This window comes from Roseofilum sp. KMC-1, assembly GCF_057802075.1.
Map to the genome: position 1 here is coordinate 2,952,771 of NZ_CM173605.1, position 19,163 is coordinate 2,971,933.

14 protein-coding genes are annotated in these 19,163 nt (G+C 42.9%); 4 read left to right on the plus strand and 10 right to left on the minus strand.

Annotation, left to right across the window (positions count from 1 at the left end; all coding sequences use genetic code 11):
• Positions 1-7: 7 nt before the first annotated feature.
• The gene (locus tag AC3FZD_RS13810; protein WP_488736595.1) at positions 8-661 is read left to right on the plus strand and encodes a response regulator transcription factor; all 654 of its coding nucleotides are present in this window, start codon (positions 8-10) and stop codon (positions 659-661) included.
• Between the two features lie 54 nt (positions 662-715).
• Here the strand turns inward: AC3FZD_RS13810 and AC3FZD_RS13815 are convergent, their stop codons facing one another.
• Positions 716-1,102, minus strand: a complete 387-nt coding sequence (locus AC3FZD_RS13815; protein ID WP_488736596.1) for an alr0857 family protein — start codon at positions 1,100-1,102, stop codon at positions 716-718.
• A 15-nt stretch (positions 1,103-1,117) separates the two neighbouring features.
• Positions 1,118-1,639 carry an HNH endonuclease gene (locus AC3FZD_RS13820; protein WP_488740343.1) on the minus strand — a complete coding sequence of 174 codons (522 nt, stop codon included), beginning with the start codon at positions 1,637-1,639 and terminating at the stop codon, positions 1,118-1,120.
• Between the two features lie 410 nt (positions 1,640-2,049).
• Here AC3FZD_RS13820 and AC3FZD_RS13825 point away from each other — a divergent pair, with 410 nt between their 5' ends.
• Positions 2,050-2,382 carry a ribbon-helix-helix domain-containing protein gene (locus tag AC3FZD_RS13825; protein ID WP_488736597.1) on the plus strand — a complete coding sequence of 111 codons (333 nt, stop codon included), beginning with the start codon at positions 2,050-2,052 and terminating at the stop codon, positions 2,380-2,382.
• Between the two features lie 103 nt (positions 2,383-2,485).
• Here the strand turns inward: AC3FZD_RS13825 and AC3FZD_RS13830 are convergent, their stop codons facing one another.
• Together AC3FZD_RS13830 and AC3FZD_RS13835 are read right to left on the minus strand one after the other, a co-directional pair.
• On the minus strand, positions 2,486-2,821 hold the full coding sequence (locus tag AC3FZD_RS13830) for a XisI protein (RefSeq protein ID WP_488736598.1): 336 nt from the start codon (positions 2,819-2,821) through the stop codon (positions 2,486-2,488).
• A 230-nt stretch (positions 2,822-3,051) separates the two neighbouring features.
• A complete protein-coding gene (locus tag AC3FZD_RS13835; RefSeq protein ID WP_488736599.1) occupies positions 3,052-8,448 on the minus strand; it encodes a hypothetical protein in 5,397 nt (1,798 codons plus the stop codon).
• Between the two features lie 270 nt (positions 8,449-8,718).
• Between AC3FZD_RS13835 and AC3FZD_RS13840 the strand changes: the two genes are divergently transcribed.
• Positions 8,719-9,420 (plus strand): Uma2 family endonuclease, encoded by a 702-nt coding sequence (locus tag AC3FZD_RS13840; protein ID WP_488736600.1) that lies wholly within the window; start codon positions 8,719-8,721, stop codon positions 9,418-9,420.
• Between the two features lie 104 nt (positions 9,421-9,524).
• Here AC3FZD_RS13840 and glgB read toward each other — a convergent pair whose 3' ends face one another.
• The 5 genes from glgB to AC3FZD_RS13865 all read right to left on the minus strand — a co-directional run bounded on the left by glgB (position 9,525) and on the right by AC3FZD_RS13865 (position 16,473).
• Positions 9,525-11,864: a 1,4-alpha-glucan branching enzyme gene (glgB, locus tag AC3FZD_RS13845; RefSeq protein ID WP_488736601.1), complete on the minus strand. Its 2,340-nt coding sequence runs from the start codon at positions 11,862-11,864 to the stop codon at positions 9,525-9,527.
• A gap of 220 nt (positions 11,865-12,084) precedes the next feature.
• Positions 12,085-12,747: a glutathione S-transferase family protein gene (locus AC3FZD_RS13850; RefSeq protein ID WP_488740344.1), complete on the minus strand. Its 663-nt coding sequence runs from the start codon at positions 12,745-12,747 to the stop codon at positions 12,085-12,087.
• Between the two features lie 2 nt (positions 12,748-12,749).
• On the minus strand, positions 12,750-14,549 hold the full coding sequence (locus tag AC3FZD_RS13855) for a PAS domain S-box protein (RefSeq protein WP_488736602.1): 1,800 nt from the start codon (positions 14,547-14,549) through the stop codon (positions 12,750-12,752).
• Positions 14,550-14,602: 53 nt separating this feature from the next.
• The gene (locus AC3FZD_RS13860) at positions 14,603-15,031 is read right to left on the minus strand and encodes a response regulator (RefSeq protein ID WP_488736603.1); all 429 of its coding nucleotides are present in this window, start codon (positions 15,029-15,031) and stop codon (positions 14,603-14,605) included.
• Between the two features lie 5 nt (positions 15,032-15,036).
• Complete coding sequence (locus AC3FZD_RS13865) at positions 15,037-16,473, minus strand: hybrid sensor histidine kinase/response regulator (protein ID WP_488736604.1); 1,437 nt, start codon at positions 16,471-16,473, stop codon at positions 15,037-15,039.
• Positions 16,474-16,716: 243 nt separating this feature from the next.
• Between AC3FZD_RS13865 and rpiA the strand changes: the two genes are divergently transcribed.
• On the plus strand, positions 16,717-17,424 hold the full coding sequence (gene rpiA, locus AC3FZD_RS13870; protein WP_488736605.1) for a ribose-5-phosphate isomerase RpiA: 708 nt from the start codon (positions 16,717-16,719) through the stop codon (positions 17,422-17,424).
• Between the two features lie 315 nt (positions 17,425-17,739).
• Here rpiA and mgtE read toward each other — a convergent pair whose 3' ends face one another.
• On the minus strand, positions 17,740-19,146 hold the full coding sequence (mgtE, locus tag AC3FZD_RS13875) for a magnesium transporter (RefSeq protein WP_488736606.1): 1,407 nt from the start codon (positions 19,144-19,146) through the stop codon (positions 17,740-17,742).
• Positions 19,147-19,163: the final 17 nt, after the last annotated feature.

The following is a 19,163-nucleotide window of genomic DNA, read 5'->3' on the forward strand; positions in this document are numbered from 1 at the left end:
TATTGCCATGTCACTGGTGATTCTGGTTGTTGAAGATGATCTCGGAACCCGTCTTGCGATTCAAGACTATTTGGAACAGGGGGGTTATACGGCGATCGTGGCGGAACATGGACAGGAAGCTCTGCAACAGGTTGAACAATATCATCCCTATCTGATCGTTACGGATATTGCGATGCCTTTGATGGATGGCTATGAGCTGGTGCGCCAAATCCGTAAAAAGCCTGAATTTCGTCTTTTGCCTGTTGTTTTTTTGACGGCTAAGACGGCGATGGAAGACCGCATTCGGGGCTATCAGTTGGGCTGTGATGTTTATTTACCTAAGCCCTTTGAACTTCAGGAGTTAGGGGCAGTGGTGCGGAATTTGATCGAACGCTATTCGTTAATGATGCAGGCAACCTCTAAAGCCCCTACTCCGGTGATTTCTGAGCCTTTAGAACGGGTAAGGAGTAAAGTGATTTCTCCGGTGTTGGAGCTGACAGACCGAGAATGGGAGGTATTGCATTTACTCACCAGTGGCTTATCGAATGGTCAAATTGGCCAGCGTTTACATCTGAGTCCCCGCACAATTGAAAAATATGTGAGTAGTTTATTGCGTAAAACCCTAACCAATAACCGGGCGGAGCTGGTTCATTATGCTATGCAGCATCGCTTGATTGATTGATGAAGGGGTAGATAGAGAAAAAGGTCTGTGGCGATCGCCACAGACCTTTTTTTCTTAATTTTTCATCGCCGTTTGCGTTTTAGAGGCCATCCAGAGATGGAACAGTAAGAACTCCGTGCGATCGCCCAATTCAACTAAGAAAATCCCTTCTTCAGCTTGGGGATTCGAGGTCAACCAAGTGCCTTGCAAGCTCACTTCCATATCATCGCCATCTACCCGATCTAGGGCAATCCGGTCATCCACCTGGTGGCGGACTTGATTCTCCAATAAGCGCATTTCCGGTAAATCAGCAGGCAGTAGGAAAGAGGCTGTGGTTTTGTCTAGGGAGATGGGTTCGCCGACGCGCAACAGGAAGGTTAAGCGAGCCGTAACCCAATCTTCCAGGGATGTGGCAAAGCGCTCTAGATGAAAATCATTGTCTAAATAGGTTAACTTTAACATGCTGGCTTTGCCTCCTTACGCATCCAGGTCTCTTTGATGTTCTCGCCAGAACTGTTCCGCAAACGCCACAGCCGGGTGGATGGGCGCTCTGGGTTCAGTTCGTAGTTTGAGGCCCGATTGTTCTGGGGTGCGATCGCCTTTGCGAGAATTACAAGATCCACAAGCAATCACCACATTATCCCAAGTGTGTTGACCTCCTTTTGACCGAGGGATCACATGATCGATCGTCAAATTCTTCTTACTGCCACAGTATTGGCACATATGTTTATCTCGCCGCAACAGCTCTTTACGGTTAACGGGAGGCGTTTTCCAAATGCCCTCTGTTCCTGCAAAAGTCAATCGGATATGTTCGGGAACCATCAGCACTAAATTAGGAGAGTGAATCATCCACTGTTCTCCTTTGACCAGATCGAGAGGTTCGGCTTTGCCAGTCACCAAAAGGGCGATCGCCCGTTTGAGATCGATGCGACTGACGGGCAGGTAGTTCTTGGAAAATACCACTACCGATTGACTTAAAACATGGGTTGCACTGGTCACGACTAAGTTCCTCATAAAATTACCCCCGCTTCCGGTTAGGAACGAAGCGGGGGTAAACACAACAGGAGAAGGTTTTGAGTTTTACCCAGGTACACTCTGAAATTTGTACCGTTGGCTTCGTTGATTGGTTCGGATAATAGCCTGTAGCATATCCGGGATGATGCAATTTGAGGGTTCAGAATCGACTCTAAAACCTTCAGATATCTCGATCGCTCCCATTTTTTTACCCCCATTCCCCGTCTCTCCATAGAGACTTAAGCCACTTAAACCGTATGCATGACGGTTAGGGCTAGAGTGGGTCGATGGGGAAAAATTAGGAATCACGGGAATTTTTAGCTGTAAGGTGTAAGGATTGACTTTTAAATACTACACTGATATTACAGAGTTGTCCACCCATTGAGGAAAAAATTATGTACACCCTCCCAAGAACATCAACAACCGACATGGAAGTCACCAGCATTCGCTTAGAAAAAGAACTCAAACAGCAGCTTAAGAGGCTGGCTGGCAATCAGGGCTATCAAGCTATGGTGCGAGATATTCTCTGGAGTTATGTGCAACAGCGATCGGATGACTATCAATGTCAATATCATCCGGAAGACATTCGCTCTACTGTAGAGGCGATCGCCCATCAAGAAGAACGCTGTGCCATCACTGGCAACCCCATACACCCCAATCAACCCATGCTCCTCGGCCTCACCTATCACGGAGATTTTGTGCCCCTAAGTCCCCACGCCCTACCATAGCCCCTTCCTGAATGAAACAATAAGCCACAATGTACCCCGCGATCGTCCTGCCCAGATGGATTGCGATCGCGGGGGGCTGTCATCGAATTGATCCTTTATTTCTTCAAGCCACGCCAAAATCTGTGTATTGACGCACATAGGGAGGATGGAAGCCTAAAATAATATCCTCTGCGGGAACGCCTTGCTCGACTAACTCTTCGGCTACAGAAATATTGGTTCCGTCGTGTTGAATCCAGATTTTGCCGTCAATAATATCAATATGAATCACGGAACCATGGACGCGCCGTTGGTTATCCCAACCTACATGCATTAATTCATAGCGATCGCGCTCTAAATCCAGGATAACCTCCGGTTCAATTTCCCCATTAGAGGGTTTATATTTCCCATATTTGAGGATCAGATTACGCACCAGTTCGCGATAGTTTTCTAGGGTATCCATTCAATTAAAAATTAAAAATTAAAAATTGGTCTTTGGTCAACAGCAGATACAGGACTACCATGGCTATCATCAATGAGAAGTTGGACGACGAGATCGTGGTAGAGATCCTTTGCAGGCATGGAATCAACGGTTACTGAGTCTTCTGGATTTTATGATATCGCAAGGCGATCTCAGATAGGGCAGATTAGGAAATTTAGACCCTATCAAATCGCGATTGACTCAAACCCTGGCTAACTAAAGCCATTAAATGAAGGCACGCTGATAAATGAGGAAGCATTAAAGGCGGCTGGGTTAATTCCATTGACAACAGCGAGGACTTGTGTATTACCATTGGTGGTAATGATGGTATTGTTATTGCCATCGGAGAAGATAGACAAGTTAGCAAAATTGGCATTTTGAGTTAGAACAATCTGATCCAAACCAATCTCAAAATCTTGAATGGTATCGGCTTCGTTGAATGTGGTGTTTGCTGTTCCCAGTCGTAAAACAAAGGCATCCGCACCACTGCCACCATTTAAGATATCTGCGCCAAAGTCGCCAACTAGGAAGTCGTTTCCTAGTCCACCACTGATAAAGTCATTACCTTGTCCTCCATGGAGCAGGTCGTTACCATCGCCTCCACTGAGGATATCATTATCGCGATCGCCGAAAACGCCATCATCACCGCGATCGCCAAACACATTATCATTACCTTGGCCGCCAAAGACGTTATCATCGCCTTGTCCACCAAATACATTGTCATCGCCGGTATTACCACTTACTAAGTCATTACCAAGATTACCGTTCAGGAAGTCGTTACCCCGATTTCCATAGACGTTATCGTTACCTTGACCTCCGAAGGCGCGATCGTTACCTTGGCCGCCAAAGACATTATCATTACCAGTATTGCCACTGACTAAATCATCTCCAGTATTACCATTGATAAAGTCATCAGCCCCTAAACCATAGACCTCATCATTACCCCCTAAACCTTCCATCCTGTCATTGTTCGGAGTTCCCAGTAAGATGTCATTTCCAGGAGTTCCCACATTAGCGAGTATGGGTTCATTGGGAGCAGGACTAGGAGACGGAGGAGCAGATGGTGGAGTAGGATTAGAAGGTGATGGAGAAGGTGATGGCCCTGGACTGGGTGGTGGAGCAGGTGGTGGAGTAGGTGAACCACCAGAAGCAAGAATAATAATCGGAGAAGTCTGATCGTCCTCACTAGGATTGTTATTGTTAGGAGTAGAGTCAGGATCGCCTTCATTTACTGCAATAAGTTCAGCAGCTACATTCAGGGAACTGGCAACATCTACACGAGCAACAATATTGAGGGTACGCTCCAGGTTATCTCGCATGTTACCCACATCCCAGATCCCTGTTGTTTCATCATAAGTACCCTGTTCGGGATTAGCAAATACAAAAGACAAACCACTAGGTAACAAGTTTTTGACCTGAATTCCTGTTGCTGTTCCCGGCCCTGTATTATTGAGAGTCAAGGTCAGAGTAACTTCATCTCCAACTCCTGGATTTAAATTATCAACCGTCTGCGTCAGTTCTAAGTCAGCTTCAGCAGGAGTCACAGGATTAACAGTTTGAGTGCCAATGAGGAAATTATTAATGACATTCAGATCTGTTTCATTGCTGGTAACAGCAGTGGTGCCAACCAAATTACCCGCAGTAAATGCATTAACCGTAATCTCTACTGTAGCTGATTCACCACTTGCTAAATCTCCCAACTCAGCAATAACATTACGGTTAAAACTTTGGAAAGTTCTCCCTTGACTCGAATCCGAATCAACAAAATTCACACCTGAAGGCAAAGTTTCGGTCAGTGTAACGTCTGTTGCCACTCCAGTTCCATTATTAGTGACGGTCAAGGTAAAAGTAAAATTATCACCAAGGTTAACTTCTTCCACAGCCTGACTTCGCGTTACTTCAAGTTCAACAGGCTCTGATTCAACTGCCTCCACGACAGTAGTCAGAATATCTGCATCATTTGTGGCATCTGGATCAAAAGTCCTGCTGATAATATCAGCAGTGCTACTAATGGTTCCCGGTGCTTCAGGAGCAATAACTATAAGATCAAGCGTTGTGCTTTCACCAGCTTGAAGATCACCTAAATTGAACGTCAGAAGATTATCTAACTGACTCGATGGATTCATAGTAGAAGATACAAAGGTAACTTCTTCAGGCAAAGTTTCTGAAAGAATAACCTCTTTAGATTCCAGGAAACCATTGTTGGTTACTGTAATCGTGTAAGTGAATTCATTTCCAGGATTAACCAACTGATTAACCGTTTGAGTGACTGATAAGTCAGCTTCTTCAGTAATCAATACCCGACCAGGGGAATAACCAAAAGCAGGTGGGTTATTTTCATCAATAACCATTGCGTAAATAAAATATTCTCCCGTAGGTACGCCTTCGGTATTCCACACAAAATTACCTGTACCATCGTTTTCTTGTAATCCATCGGCAATTAGAATTCCATCGAACCCTTCAGAATCTGTGTCGTAAAAAAGTTTAACTTCTGCATTAGAGTCAGAATCAAAAGCATTGTAGCTAATGTTGACTTCTCCACCACTAACATCCGTACTTGGGTCAATAATTTCGATGGTCGGTGCTTCAGAGTCAGTAGCAGCCGTATATTCTACTTGCCCTAAACCCGTATTATCTGCAACTTGAATATCCCAGATACCAGGTGAAGGATTAAAAGCAACTACTACTTTGGTTGTAGAATCTTTTAACTCATCAACGATAAAAATATTATTAGCTTCAAATTCTGCCTCACTTAGGATCGAACCATTAGGCAGTTCTACTTCAACAGCAACATCTCTGTTGGTTGGGTTTTCCCAGTCCGATCCTAGTAAAACCCATGGAGTGCCAGGTCTGACTTCAAAGCTACCAGTAGCCGGAATGTTTTTAGCCCCAATTCGTTCTAATCTACCATCAAAAAATCTTTTAAATCCTCCAACTATATTAGCTTCAAAACCCCTTTTTTGAATATTCAAAGTTCCCCACCCTGCGGCAAAGTCATCAGAGAGGTTTCCATTGTTGCTAAAATCTAACAAGAAATTACCTGAACCTATTTGCGATCCTCCAAACAAAGGGATAGAGCTAGGCACACCTACACTAGCTCTTCCTGCCATATTGACGTTAAAACTTGAATCTGCTTTAAAAGCACTATTTGTTTGTATCAGTCCATCTAGTATATTAAAAGTACCAGTGGCTGAGTAAAACTTCTGATTCCAGTTTAAGGTTGATGAGGCTTGGGCTTGAGCAATATTATCATTTATAATAGTAGCTGTTCCAGTTCCAGTAAATTGATCGGAATTTAGAGTTCCATCTGCATCAAATCGCACTAAAGATGTACCCAAAATTTGAGGGCCAAGAGTAGCACTAACCCCTCCACTAAATTGAATGGGATCGGGATCAGATTCTGCAAAATTCTCCGCTGATCCTCGAAAACCTTGAAAAAATACTGAAGGAAATTGAGGAATTGGTAAATTTAAATTATCAACACCAAGTGCCAACTGATTGAGTTCTAGAGGAGGTATTGGAAATTTAAATCCTATATCCCCATCAACTTTTACAGTTCTACCAACAGGAAGCGTTAATTGAGCGCCACCTCCAACATCTTTGTTAATTGTGTCAACGTTGAGTCTAAGTTCTTTTAATCCCCATCCTTTTGGAGGGAATTTCAAGCCAGTTTCTACTTTGATTTCACCTTTAATATCAGGATCTTGATTAGGGCGAATCCGAATGTAATTATCACCAGCAAGGTTTGCTTCTACTTTTCCACTTCTGGGCTTAGATAGAAGATCAACAACCAACTTACCTTGAATTTTGATTGCATCTTCTGGAGCAATATACTCAATTGAGAAATCAGAAAATTCTTCAATTGGCAAAATTCCCAATAAAGGATTTGTAAATTCAATATTGGGCGCAGAAAATTTTAAACTTTGCCCAAATTGAACATCATTTTGACTAATTAAAAGTGCATCTGAGTCACTAGAAAATATATCAGAGAACCCTAGTCCCAAAGCTTCTTCAATCTCAAAACTAGCACCTAATGCTAAACCATTTGGATTGATGGTCAAGCTGCTAAAATCAATATCTAAACCACCAACTTTATATTCAGTTGGTGAATTTAATTTGTTGTCTACAAATGAACTAATTGTTCCTGTTTCAGTATTGATTTCAAAAGATCCTTCAAACAACGGATCTGTAAGGATACTACCAGCACCAATTAAGGAACTGATCGTTCCATTAACCTTGATCTTCTCTTTATCATATTCAACCTCACCATCAACTTGAAGCATTCGAGAGATACTTCCCTGACCAGTACGTCCAATATATATTCGACCTTCTCCTTCACAAGTTCCATTTCCATCTGTATCCTCGAATTCACCACCTTCTAATTCAAGCAAGAATGGAGTTGTATCGGCACAATCCTCAGTGGTCACTCTATAATTCCATCCTGTTTGCCGATCATTGGTTGCAACAATAACTTCTAATTGATCTGACTCACCTTCAGGAATCTGTACTTCTCCAGACTGAACTCCACTAACAAAACCAGTATCAAGCAAGTTTTGACCTTCATATCGAATGATAAATTGATCGGCGATATCAAAAAAATCAAAGGTATATCTAGCTATCCCTTCTCCATTTCTTTCCTCACTATCAAGCTGAAGTGTTTTTTGGCTTCCTTCAAATCCACCACTATCTGAAACTGTTGCTTGCTCAATTTCAGTCAACTGTCCATCAATCATTGCCAGGGCAATATCATCTTCAGTTCGCAACTGGCTCAATTCTTCTCCCTTGAAGGGTTGTCCTTGAATCAAACGAGCAAAAATTGCACCCTCATCTCCTGGAGAGTCAACTTCATTGATAAAAGAATCAACAAAATGACCAATTTCTTCCAATACAACATCACCGACTGTTTCAACACTCTTTAAGCTACCCTTGAGAGCTTGTTCAGATAGATAGTCTTCAGACAAATAAATCGTATTGCTTTCTGAAGCAAATGCACCTTTGGCTCCATTAATAACAGTTGATGGCACGATCGCCACTGACGGTAAACGATCGAAATTCCCATTAGCCCAAGCCTGCTGAAGCTCAAGAGGAAACGTGCCATCAAACGCCAACTCCATATTGTCGATAAAATCAACTCTATTCGCAGATTGCTGAAGTTGTTGTTTGGCATAGTCAAGAGCTAATGGAACCAGTGTATTAAGCTCTAGCGCTGGTTCATTCAAGTTTCCAGCACCCTTGCTCAAACGATTGACAGGAATTGCTCCCAGGAAGTCTTGTGGTTCTAAAGTATTTAAGCTAGGAATCGCAGAAATGGGAATTAATCCTTCCACAAAGTTGAGATTGTCGGCTCGTCCCATGACTTGAAAGCCAAGCTGTTGTAAGTGAGGGAGCAAGCCAACTACATTGCTTGTGGTGATGCGAATCAGAGCGCTATTGCCGCCATTACTTAAGGAGAGCAGACTATTCTGGCTGGTGAAGGGTTGTGTGGCAGCGTTTTGAGTATGAACCTGATACTCATTAGCTAGATTCAACAAGTGGTGAGAAATGCCAGAGCGATTGTTAGAGGCTTTCCACCACAAAGCATTGCTTACATCCTGATTCAGATTATCCATGATATCGCTGCTCCTTTAAGCAATAAATCAAGGTTATTAGCTGTTTAATTCTATTGAGTTGTATCAATTTCGATAGCGCTTCAATCGTATCAAAGTTTTGATTTTTTGTTGATTAAGTTATTTTAAACTTCTTTAAAAAACAGAATTGGTTAACATTTTAGTAGCAAAAAGTAGCGTTTAGTCTCATGGGGTAGCATTTGGTGCAGTCTTTCCGGCTGTACATCTCCCAGAAACCCTGTGATAAAGTAAAGAAAAACTCCTCCTCAACCTATGCAACTCGAATACCACCCCAGAGATTACTACCCCTCAGCAAAAGATTTACCTGACTCGGATGAGACACCCGTGGATAACGAACTGCAAGATCTAATTCCCACTCTCCTCAAAGCGATGCTGGCTTCCATTTGGGCGGAGCGCATGGATTGGTTTTTTGGCGTGGATATGGGAATTTACACCGATCCTAATCAACCAGCCATTGTCCCCGATGGTTTTTTGAGTATCGGTGTTCCTAGAATTATTGGTGAAGGTTTGCGCTTATCCTATGTTCTTTGGGAAGAGCAACAAGTTCCCACTTTAGTGTTAGAAGTAGTTTCGCAAACGAGAAGAGGAGAATATAGCCAGAAAAAACAACAATATGCACAACTGGGAGTTCTCTACTCTGTCATTTATAATCCCCTGCGGATACAACAACCCAGATTAGAAGTGCATCAACTTAAGGGAGGTGAATATCAATTATTATCGGGGGAACCCGTGTGGTTACCGGAACTTAATTTAGGTATAGGTAGAGAGCGAGGGACGTATCAAGGAATAGAGAGAGAATGGCTCTATTGGTACGATGAAGAGGGAAAACGCTATCTGACTCCAGAGGAAAGATGCGATCGCCAACAACAGAGAGCCGATCGCGCCGAATCCGAGTTACAACAGCTACGGGAGAAACTCCGACAATTAAATATCGATCCCGATACTCTATTATAGTTGCCCAACCGTAACTCCCAGAAAAAACTCGGTTCCCTAAATCAGGGTAACCGAGCCTTTATATGAGTAAAATTTTACCCATAAATTAGAGGATACCTTAGCATTTACACGGCTTCAGCCTCATTCACCTCAACCGCATCCACTTGAAACGCAGCCTGAGTTTTCTGGCGATCCAACTTCAAATACAACACCCCTAACGGAGGCAAACACAACTCAATCGAATAGGGATAATTATGGAACCACCACTCATCCGTCCATTTACCCCCCAAATTCCCCATATTGCTACCGCCATATTCATAGGAATCGCTATTAAACAACTCCGTATAGAATCCCGGCTCAGGAACCCCAATCCGATAGTGAGAATGGGGTTGGGGCGTAAAGTTACAAACAATCACCAAAAAGTTCTCAGATTCCTTATCCCGACGGATAAAAGAAACCACACTATGGTTATTGTCATTACAATCAATCCAACTAAACCCTTCTTGACTAAAATCCTGAGTATAAAGAGCCGGTTCACTGCGATACAAAGCATTAATCCCGCTCATAAACCGCTTCAATTTTTGATGCTGTTCATACTGCAACAAATACCAATCTAAATCGCTCCACACATTCCACTCATTCCACTGACCAAACTCCATCCCCATAAACAAAGTTTTCTTACCAGGGTGAGCATACATATAACTAAACAAGGCACGCACACTAGCAAACTTTTGCCAATGGGTTGGATCGTTCGTCGGCCCAGGCATCTTACCAATAATGCTACTCTTACAATGCACCACCTCATCATGGGAAAGGGCCAGCATAAAGTTCTCACTATAGTGATACATAATGCTGAACGTCACATTATTTTGATGGAATTGGCGGAACCAAGGGTCAAGGCTGAAATAGTCCAACATATCATGCATCCAGCCCATATTCCACTTCAAATTGAAGCCTAAACCCCCCACATAGGTAGGCCAAGAAACCATCGGCCAAGAAGTTGATTCTTCCGCCACCGAAATCGTTCCAGGGAAATAACTAAACAAACAATGATTAACTTGGCGCAGAAAATCAGCCGCTTCAATATGTTCATGGCCCCCATATTGGTTCGCTACCCATTCCCCATCTTTCCGCAAATAATTCAGATAGAGCATAGAAGCCACCGCATCCACCCGCATTCCATCAATATGGAATTTATCAAACCAGAATAGAGCATTTGCCACTAAAAAGTTGCGGACTTCATTGCGGCCATAATTAAACACCAAGGTTCCCCATTCCTTATGTTCCCCTTTCCGAGGGTCAGCATGTTCATAGAGATGGGTTCCATCAAAGAAGGCCAACCCATGACCATCTTTGGGGAAATGTCCCGGAACCCAGTCTACTAAAACCCCAATGCCATTTTGGTGACATTGATCGACAAAATACATGAAATCTTGGGGCGTTCCAAACCGGGAAGTCGCCGCATAATAACCGGTCACTTGGTAACCCCAACTGCCATCAAAGGGATGTTCAGCAATGGGGAGCAGTTCAATATGGGTGAAACCGAGTTCTTTAACATAGGGAACCAGTTTATGAGCCAGTTCGCGATAAGTCAGGAAACGACCGCCAGGGTTAAGTTCCGACGTAATCACAACCGGTTCAGTTTCGCCGTTAGGCAGTTTGGCCGGCTCTTCTGAAGACGCATGGAGCCATGAGCCTAAATGGAGTTCATAGACAGAAACTGGCTTGCTTAAGGGGTCGCTATTGCGTCTTTCTTCCATCCAGTCCCCATCATTCCAGGTATAATCATCTAGGTCAGTGACGATGGAGCCAGTTTTGGGTCGGACTTCTTGTTGGAAGCCATAGGGGTCTGATTTTTCGTAGATGTGTCCGGCTGGATTTTTGATTTCGTATTTGTAGATGGTATTTACGCCTAGGTCGGGAATGAAGAGTTCCCATACTCCGTTACCGGTGCGTCGCATTTGGTGCTGGCGACCATCCCAGTTGTTGAAGGTTCCCAGGACGGAGACGTTACGAGCATTGGGGGCCCAGACAGCAAAATAAACCCCTTTTACGCCATCAACGGTCATTAGGTGAGCGCCGAGTTTTTCGTAGATGCGGTGATGGTTCCCTTCGGCAAATAGATGAATGTCAAATTCGGTGAGTTTGGGAGACCTGAAGGCGTAGGGGTCATAGATGATGCGCTCGTGGTCGCCTTCTTTGACTCGCAGTTGGTAGTTACTTAGTTCGGGAATGTCAATGCTGCACTCGAAGAAGTGGGGGTTGTGTACCGACTGCATGGGGTATTCTTGGCGTTTTTCCGGCAGGACGACCGATACAGCTTCGGCGTTGGGTTGATAGGCTCGCACGACCCAGGTAGATTTACCATTGTTTTCTATTTGGTGGGGGCCAAGAACTTCAAAGGGATCGTGATGTTGGTTCCATACAATGCGATCGATTTGGTCGGTGGCAATGGTCATTGACATTTAATTATCCTTCCTTAAGTTTAAGAAATTTGATTCGGTTTGGTGGGTGTCCCCAACTGGGTCAGGATGATTACATTTTCTTTATATTTGACCATAGATCCTATACCAATAGGAACAAATTTGGGGATTGAACATGGGGAACGATCCTGGGGACTGTATCACATTACCTTTAAAGGAGGTCACAGCCACAGGAAATATGTCCCCTATCTCCCGATTCCCTTTATTCCCCTAACCCTGGAGGTAAGGTTTCTCTACAGTGTTGATGGATTTCTCGAATTCTCTGGAATAACCAGGGATATTGGGTTCTGTAGTGGGGAATGAGGGCTAGGGGACTCAAGAGAGCAGCAGCAGTGATATCGGCTATACTGATTTTTTCTCCGATGAGATGGGGTTGATTTTGCCAAGAGTCGCCTAGGATTTTCAGTCCCAATTCTAGACGTTGGGTGGCGAGGGTGACGGCACGGGGATTGATGTTGTATTGGGTTTTGACGATTTGAATGACGGCTTGGCTAAACCAGGAGGGGTCGATGGCTTTGCCTTCTCTAGAGCGATAGTGATAGTAGATGAAGCGGGTGGCGACTCCTAGACTTTCGTCGAGCCAGTCTTCGAGGAGTTCGGCTTGCTGCTGTTGGTGGCGATCGCCTAAAATTAAACTTGGCTCAGGATACTCTTTTTCCAAATAGCGCCAAATTTCAGTCGAATCTCCAATGGCTCCACCCTCCGAGAGCAGTACGGGCAAAGTTTGCCCCCCAGTTAGGGGTTTTACTCGCAGAACATGAAGTCCAGGCGTTAAGTTCTCCACTTCATACGCTATCTTTTTATAGCCTAGTATTAAGCGAGCTTTACGACAGTAATGAGAGGTACTAAATTGCAGTAGACGCATAGTCATTCCTTCCCATAAAGATATTCAATTACTTGGTTAAAATAAATTTCTGCCACTTTATCCTCTGGACAGTTTCGTAAACATTCTTCAAAATGTGCCGCCGCTTGGTGAAATTGTTGCAGATAGTAAGAGGTTAACCCTTGTTCAAACAAAGTTTTTGTTTGCAGTTTAGCGACTCTCATTGGTTCAGGATCAGCATTAAAGACTTCAAAGACCGAAACCCGTTCTGATTTACCTTTAACTCTCACTTTATCAATGATTCTGATCTGATAGTCATAGTTATGTTGCAAACGTAAAAAGGTATGTTCGGAAATCAACAAAGGAACTTTATAATTTTTGGTCAAACCTTCTAACCGAGAGGCCAGATTGACAGCATCACTAATCACCGTACTATCCATACGGTTTTTTCCTCCTACGGTTCCAATCATCATTAAACCTGTATTAATGCCAATGCCAATCCTCAGTTTTGGTCGTCCAGGACGACCGCGTGTTTCATTATAATCATGCAGTTCATTAAGCATCGCAATGGCTGCTTGCAGAGCATCATCAGCACTCCCATCAAAGATGGCCATAATAGCATCTCCAATATATTTGTCGATAAATCCATTATTTTCGACAATTCGAGGTTCCATTCGGGATAAATAAGCATTAATAAACTTAAAATTATCTTCCGGACTCATGGCTTCTGATAAGCTGGTAAAGTCGCGAATATCAGAAAATAAAATTGACATTTCTTGCTGAACATGGTTGCCTATATCAACATCTAATATACTATCTTTATGCAAGAGCTGAATAAATTCTTGAGGGACAAATCTACCATAAGCATTTTTCAGTTCTTTTTCTAGATTTAAGGCATTTTCTAAATCACTTAAGGCAATTTCAAGATTGGTATTCACCTCAAACATATCTTCGATAAACTGTTGTCGCTCCGCTTCAGCAGATTTCCGTTCTGTAATGTCCTCAATAAACCCTTGATAAAAAATAAGATTACCTTGTTCATCATGAACGCTACGGGCATTCTCAGAAATCCAAATTACTGTACCATCTTTCCGATAAACCTGAGACTCAAATCCAGCTACTTCATGATTTTGAGTCATTAGTTCTAGAAATTCTTGTCGCCGTTCTTGATCTACATAGAGTTGTTCTTCTATATTGATTACACTATCCATCAGATCTTCTGGAGAATCATAACCATAGATTCTTGCTAAAGCAGGATTAGCACTAATATACTTACCATTTGGAGTCGATTGAAAAATACCTTCTAAGGCACTTTCAAAAATTCTCCGATATTTATCTTCTGCTTGCTTTAAAGAGTCAATTAAATGGGCTTGCTCTTGATTCAACTTTTCCAAATCATCATTGACTTTTTGCAGTTGAATATTCGTTTCAACTAACATTTGCTCTTGGGCATAGCTATTGAGAGCTTCTCGAATGGTTAACCTTAAATCTTCAATTTGCCAAGGCTTAGTTAAGTATCGATATAAGTTAGCATAATTAACGACATTACGAATACCTTCGATATCGGCTTGCCCCGTGAGCATGATTTTAATAGTTTTAGGACAAATATCATGAATTTTTTGGAGTAATTCATCTCCTTTCATCCTGGGCATCATATAGTCAGAAATAACCAGTACAACTTCATTACTTTCCCTCAGACAATGATCAATAATGTCTAGGGCAGAATGACCGCTTTCTGCTAATTCTACTTGATAGCTTTTACCAAATTCTCGCCTCAGCATCCTCTTGAGGCTATCTAAAATAAAATGCTCATCATCGACACATAAAATTACCGGTTTATTCATAACGAAAATATTGTCATAAAAATTAAAATTAAGTTGGTATTATGCTAAACAGCCTAAGCTTTATCTCCTCGATCTGGATTATGCATTTTTACTTTCTCAAGTCCAGATTTAATCGTTTCTATTAATTCATCTTGAGTCCAAGGTTTAGATATATATTGATAAAGGTTAGCATGTTTTCTTGCTCTTTCAATTGCTGAATAATCGGCTTGCCCTGTCAACATCACTTTAATAACTTTTGGGAATTTTTGATGAACATTTATTAAAAATTCATCTCCTTTTACACCGGGCATTAACCAATCTGATACAATTACAATCAACTGGTTATCACTGTCTTTGATCTCTTCAATAATTTCCCAGGCTTCATCTGCACTTTCTGCTAGTTCATAAAGATAGTTGTCTAAGAAAGCATTCTTGAGTTGTATTTTTAGACTATTGAGAACTACGCTTTCATCATCTACACATAAAATCATGGGTTTAGACATAGCAGTTAACCTCTGGTATTCAATAAGGGTAAGGAAACGATAAATTCTGTTTTTCCAGGAACAGAATTGACTTCTATTTTACCTTGATGTTTATCAATTATTTTTTTGACAATATCTAATCCTAGCCCACTTCCTTCTCCAGGAGACTTTGTTGTAAAAAACGCATCAAATATACGAGGTTTAATTTCCGGCAATATCCCCTGTCCTGTATCTGTAATTTTAACTTGGATATGATCCTTGTTAGGGCCAACCTCAATGATTAAAGTCCCTTGGTAATTCATGGCTTGTAAGGCATTATGAATTAAGTTTGTCCAGACTTGATTGAGTTCATCAGGATAACACCAAATTGGAGGTGTGTCTTGATAATTTCTAATTACATCAATCCCTCTTTTTAGTTTGTTTTGGTACAATGTAAGTACAGTTTCTAGCCCAGGGGTAATTTGGGTCAGCTCTTTGCTATTTTGTAAGTCATGTCTGGCATAACATTTGAGAGCAAAGACGACTTTTGCCGCTTGGTCTGTGGCAGTAGAAATGGTTTTCACGCTTTTTTGAATACTAGAGATTTGATAGACCATACTAATGATTTTGTCATTTTCTGGATTCGCCAGTTGATTCATAAGGTTAGCGATATTATTATAAATGCCAATATCAACTAAGGTATCGGCGATCGCTTCTGCTTGTGAAACTTCATGGGCTTGCAGTTGACCCATAAGTTGCCTTCTATATTGCCGTTTTTCTCGACTAGAGATATGTTCATTGGATCGATCAATTTGATGACTTAACTGATAAAAGAAATGTTTTTGATCTGAACTGATGTCTTGAAAAAATCCAGGCAGATTTTCCAAGGTCTGATGTAGGAATTCTGTTAAGTTATCAACGGAGGCACGAATGGCTCCTAAAGGAGTATTAATTTCATGAGCAACTCCAGCGATTAACTGCCCTAAAGCCGCCATTTTTTCAGACTGAATTAACTGAGATTGTGTTGATTTTAGTTGCTGTAAAGTTGATTCTAATTCTTGGTTTTTTTCTTGCAGCTTTTTTTGTAAAAAGCAATTTTCTAGATGGGTATTTACTCGCACTAAAACCTCTTCAATCTCAAAGGGTTTAGTAATATAGTCAACGGCTCCTAGATGAAACCCTTTGACTTTATCTAAAACTTCATTCATGGCGGTAATAAAAATTATGGGTATGGATTGAGTCTGGGGATTTTTTTTAAGAGTTTCACACACTTCATATCCACTCATACCGGGCATCATGATGTCGAGTAAAATCAAATCAGGGGGGCTGGCTTCAATGGCAGAGAGGGCTAAGTTTCCACTAGGAACGGGTCGAACTTTATAGGATTTTTCCCGTAGAATTTTCACCAGAAGTCTAAGATTTTCTGGGGTATCATCAACAACTAAAATATCGGGTTTATTAGGTGAAGATGGCTGGGAATTCATGGGAGTTAAGAACTAAGGGTAAAGTCAAAAAGAAGGTTTAAGCGAAATGTTGGTTAGAGTGGCCGATCGCCAGATGAGGCCAGACCTCCATATTAACGATCGCCTCCCCATTATCAATCTCTCGATCATCTGATGCTCACAGCGTAACCCCCAGATAGTAGACTAAACAGTACCTAGGCTTGACCCCATTGTAGAGCCAGAGGTAGTCGTAAAAATATCGAATTCAGAAGCACACTTAAACCTATGACCACAACCGATCCAGTAAAATTGATGAAACAAGAGGTGGGTAAAGCCGCAGCATCCAAGGTAAAATCGGGGATGATTGTTGGCCTAGGAACCGGCTCAACTACTGCCTATGCTATTGAATATATCGGCGATCGCCTAAAATCGGGTGAAATTGAAAATATTCTTGGTATCCCCACCTCCTTTCAGGCGGAAGTTCTGGCTAGACAATATGGTATCCCCTTAACCACCCTAGATGTGATCGATCGCATGGATCTGGCCATTGATGGTGCTGATGAAGTCGATCCTAACAAAAACTTGATCAAAGGCGGAGGAGCTGCCCATACCCGTGAGAAAATTGTGGATACCTTGGCCGATCAGTTCATTGTGGTGGTAGACTCCGGTAAGCTCGTCGATCGCCTGGGTTCTACCTTTCTCCTCCCCGTCGAAGTAATGCCCATGGCTATGACTACGGTGATGAAAGCCTTAGAAAAACTGGGTGGTAAACCCCAACTACGGATGGGAATCAAAAAAGCAGGGCCCGTGATCACTGACCAAGGCAATATGGTTATTGATGTCAAGTTCGACTCCATTGATAACCCGGCTGAACTGGAAAAAACCATTAATAATATTCCTGGAGTCCTCGAAAATGGACTTTTTGTCGGCGTAGCTGACCTGATCCTAGTTGGAGAAGTCAAAAACGGTCAACCTTCAGTACGGGAATTTTAAGAGCGCTGTGCCCTGTTAATAAGTAGTGGGTAATACCAATTCCGGTTACCCGGATTAAAAATTTCCGGTTACCCGGATTAAAAATTTAGGGAGCGAGACGCTCCCACTCCACTAATATCAACCCATTCCAGCAGTGCGGGCATCTTGCCCGCTTCTCTTTTCCCCATTCCCCCATTCCCCCATCTCCCCACTCCCCATTCCCCCACTCCCCCACTCCCCCACTCCCCCATCTCCCCACTCCCCACTCCCCACTCCCCACTCCCCATTCCCCCATTCCCCCATTCCCCCATTCCCCCATTCCCCCATCTCCCTAACTCAAAGAACCCCCGAAGCTCCCCAACTCAAGATCAACCGGGCAATATTGAAATAAATCAATACCCCAATAACATCAACAGCCGTGGTAATAAAGGGGGCAGACATGAGGGCAGGATCGAGACCGAATGAACGGAAGACGAAGGGTAGCCCGGAACCCGCCACAGAGGCTAAAATCGAAATCCCCAACAGAGAAATTCCCACAGCTATAGCAACGGCGAGGTTGACCTTGAGTAAAAATAGTCCTCCTAGAGTGGCTAGAATGCCCAGGGTTGCCCCTAACATGGAACCAGCGATCGCTTCCCGAATCACCACTTGAAACATGCCTAGAGAGCGAATTTCGTCGGTATTCAACCCTCGAATCACCACCGTTGAAGACTGAGACCCCACATTCCCCCCAGTTCCCGTCAGCAGGGGAATAAAGGCGGAAAGGACAGCGTATTTAACAATTAAGTCTTCCTGCGATCGAATAATAAACCCCGTAACCGCATTAGTTCCCAATAAAATCAGCAGCCACATCACCCGTCGCTGGGCCACCCTCCATAAGCTCATCTGGAAATAATTATCACCATCGGACTGAACCCCCCCAAAGGCATAAATATCTTCTGTCGCCTCCCGTTCAATGATATCAATGACATCATCAACGGTAATGATGCCCACTAAACGCTCTTCTCGGTCTACCACCGGAACCGCTAAAAAATCATAACGCTGGATCAGCCGAGCCACTTCTTCTTGATCCGTATTCGTTTGCACAAATACCGTTTCGCGGGTCATCACATCACCAATCTTCTGATGGGGTTGGGCGATGATTAAATCCCGTAGAGATACAATTCCGGTTAAACGACGGGCGTTATCAGTCACATACAGATAAAAAACCGTTTCACTGACATGGGATAAATTGCGAATGCGTTCGATACTCTCACTAACCGTATAATCCTCTTTCAAAGAGATATATTCTGGGGTCATCATCCGACCAGCAGTATCCGGTTCATACCCCAGCAGTAAGTTAGTTGTCGCCCGTTCTGAAGGACTCATATGATCGAGTACCCGTCTGACAATTTTGGCAGGGAGTTCGTCAAACAGTCTCGCTCGGTCATCGGGAGACATTTTATCAACAATATCGATCACTTCTTGGCGCTGAAATTTCTCTAACAGGGACTGTTGCACCGAAGACTCAAGATTTTCGTAGACATCGATCGCCTCTGCTTTCGAGAGTAAACGAAAGGCGATCGCCTGCATCCCCTCTGGTAACCCTTCAATCGCTTCGGCAATATCAGCCGGTTGTACAGGCACTAAAATAGCTTTAGCCCCCTGATAATCTTGGGCTTCCAGGAGAACTTGGAGTTGTTTACGCACCAATTCTCGTAACTCACGACGAGAGGGCAGGGAGGTGGTTGTTTCTTCAGTCACAGGTTACCCTCCTAAAC